Here is a 3287-nt window from a genome sequence, read left to right on the forward strand (position 1 = left end):
CGTGCAGGGCGGAGAGAACGGAGAAATATAACAGGCTTATGCGCATAGAGGATAAGCTGGGAAACGAAGCAATATACGGCAAAAAATTGGAGAGCATATGAGACACAAATTTGTAACAGGCAGGAAGCAGGAGAGATGTGTGAATGATGACTAGACTAAATTCGTCCCCATAAGTCCAGCAATCCCTCTCTCCAAATAATATGGACGAAGTTGAGAACTTGAAAGAAAACAATTTTTCATATTTTTGCATAACCTAACTTGGTAAAGTATTCGTTTTCTCAAGTGGTATTATTTTTGGCATTTTTATCGGTTTCACTATTGGTTCTGGTATCTTGATGATCGATGGTTCAGGCGCCTCAATAAGTGGTGGTTCTATTATCGGCATGGATGGATGCCGAGGACATGGAATCGGGATCGGTTCTGGAATTGGTACTAATTTTGAGATTATGAAATTAAAATATGCCACCTCTACATATTTTTCTGCCTTATAGGATACACGGACACGATAAATACCAGTTTCAACTTGATTGCCGTGATAATCTTTTTGATTCCAGTGCCATTCCTTGGTTTCTCCTGGTTTCAACTTTATAGTGAATGAACAAAGATATTCACCTGAGTTAATAGGAATGATGTTCATGGGATATATTCGTATCCATTGATTACTCTCCCTTTTTTCTATCCACCATGGATTTTCTTTGAGTATGTAGATATTCTTCCTTCCAATGTTTTCAAAGGTTATGGTAACATTTTCACGAGGAGTAAAAATAGATTTATTTGTAAGAAGTTGAACAGCAGCCATGTCCACATAGAATCTTTCAGGAATGGCTTTACTAGGCCAGTAAACAGTATATCCCAAAGTAATCCACCAAGAAAACGGTATCGGTTTACCAAACGGGAGAGTAACACAGGTATCTAAGGGGATAAATCTTTCTCTTCTTCCGATATATTGGGGCTCAACCTGAATATCCTCAGCAGCATCCAAACTAGATGTCGCATTCATAATGATAGTATCACTATTTGAATGCAAAATAACCCCCTCAGAATTTTGGAATTCTATTTTAATTCTAGCTATCTCAGAATCTGCTACTAGGTTATGCACTGATGTGAAAATTGGTTTAATTTCTACCCATGCATGACCATACTCTTTCCCAGAAAATTTTTTAAGGATACCATACACCAACTGTACGTTGTCTCTTGGAATCTCTGCTGCCCTCAAAAGCGATGTCAGTAGAATGGCCTGATCCTCACAATCACCGGTTCTTTTTAGAATGGTTGTTGAAGGAAGTTGCCAATAATCTCGAACATCCCACACTTCACTATCGCTTTTGTATTCAATGTTATGGCAAACCCATTCATAGAGGAGTCTACAGTTGCTCACCATGTTCTCTTTTAACGGATATTTACAATGTTTCTCTACAATATGTTGTACTAACCATTCGTTAGGCCTTATGTAATCAGCTGGATTATTGCCACAATCATGGTGACTTGAAGAAAAATATTTCTCTAACACTCCTCTCTCGAAAGCAAATGAGTCAGATAAAGCATCGTTTCCAATACCAGAGAATCCATTAATGCTGAGTCCATATTGGGCAAAAACTGAGCTCATAAATAGTATTGAAACAATACCTAACACACCTAGCAATGTTTTTATTTTTATATCCGTTTTGGATGAAATAGACATATCCTCAACCATTTTATCACCAAAAATATATAGGAGAAGTTTTTAAATCAAATATGGAATAGTTTTTTGCGTTTTATATAAATAATTTGGTATACCTTTTTGCGGGTTAACCACAACTATGGTGATTCATTGGCTGATATTGTGTTTTCATTAGCACTTTCATCAGCAAATTCAGTAATACCGCGTCCTTCATCAGTTAAATAACAATGAGTCTCTCGTCCTTTCCTTATAGCTTTGATTAGCCCAGCCTGATGGAGTACTTTAACGTTATAGTTTATTATCTGTCTTTTTTCACCCAGTTTGTCTCTGATTTCATTTTGGATAATACCGTCTTTTTCTTTGATTATTTTTAGAATTTCTATTTGTAAATCACTAAGCCTATACCTTTCCTTCTCTGGAAATTTCATACCAGTAGGATAAAAGGCCCTATATTGCAAGCCTTCCATTCTGGATTTTACTAAACCTGTTTTTTCTAGCATTTGCAAGTGATAAGACAATGTTCCATTTTTTAGATCTAATTCCCTCATAATATTGTTGTAATGAACACCTGGCTGTGTTTTTATGAAGCCATATATCTGTCCTCGTACAAAATTATCAAGTATATCTTCCTTATTGAACCGGGTATAAAGAGGTATAAAAAGAAGGAAAGAAAGGAATTTGTATTTACCAGATTCAGTGAAAATAATTAGAAGAGATAGAAGTCCGATCCCCCCAGCACCTGCTGTGACAGTTTCCTTGTGTTCTACTACGATAAAATAGGTATGTTTTAAACCACCTTCATACAGAATTGTAGTATTCCTAGAAAGAATGTAATTGTTGCCAAAGATATCTTCCGTGCCGATGCTTATTTTATAATCGCCACTTTTTGAATATTTATGGATAGGTAAAAAATTATATTTATCGTTCAATAAATTAAAATTATTGGAGCTCCATGTTCCTATTACTGTGTTAGTTGGTTTATAAAACACCGTTTTATTCGTCATTGTAATGTACCGTAAAAATGGAATAGTTACTGATTCATTGTGGCCATCACCCCAATCAATCCAGTAGGAATGAATATAGTCTGAATAATTCCTTAATCCAATAAGATCAGTTGCTAGCTTGTAGGAATTTAAAGCATTTACTTTTTGTGAATAGGAAATGCTGGTGAGTTCATCTATTGAAAAGTTCTCTATAGCGTTTAAACCAATTAAGCTATTCCATTCAGGCACTAATATTATAATGCTGGAAGTAGTATTAACCTCATTTTTATCTAATAAACTACTATTTATAGGGAGAGTAACGGGCTCCTTATCCATATATTTTATACCAAATCGATTATTTGGGAGTCTAACAACAATAGCATTGGAGGGTTGTTCTATTACAGTGATCATATTTCCATTCCAATTAATAGTGTAGTTGATTGTGCTAACATCAATAATATACGAGATAGTGGTATTTGAGTTAACTGAAGATAGAGATATTGTATAATTTCTAAAACTTACCACTCTGCTATTAAAGTCAGATGTATTAAAAAAATTTAGTATAATGTTATTTTCAACAAAATAACTTCCTTTAATGTTATTTGAGTTAGATATGTGTGTAATATAATTTCCTTCTGTTGGAA

At 34.7% G+C, this 3287-nt stretch carries 3 protein-coding genes; 1 reads left to right on the forward strand and 2 read right to left on the reverse strand.

Annotated elements, in window-relative coordinates:
• The coding region (locus U9O96_00125; protein MEA2053516.1) for a hypothetical protein at positions 1–101 on the forward strand (101 nt) is incomplete at its 5' end.
• A gap of 152 nt (positions 102–253) precedes the next feature.
• Here the strand turns inward: U9O96_00125 and U9O96_00130 are convergent.
• The gene (locus U9O96_00130; protein MEA2053517.1) at positions 254–1693 is read right to left on the reverse strand and encodes a transglutaminase-like domain-containing protein; all 1440 of its coding nucleotides are present in this window, start codon (positions 1691–1693) and stop codon (positions 254–256) included.
• A 104-nt stretch (positions 1694–1797) separates the two neighbouring features.
• On the reverse strand, positions 1798–3287 hold a 1490-nt coding region (locus U9O96_00135; protein ID MEA2053518.1), incomplete at its 5' end, for a helix-turn-helix domain-containing protein.

The organism is Candidatus Thermoplasmatota archaeon (genome assembly GCA_034660695.1).
Lineage (GTDB): Archaea > Thermoplasmatota > E2 > UBA202 > DSCA01 > JAYEJS01.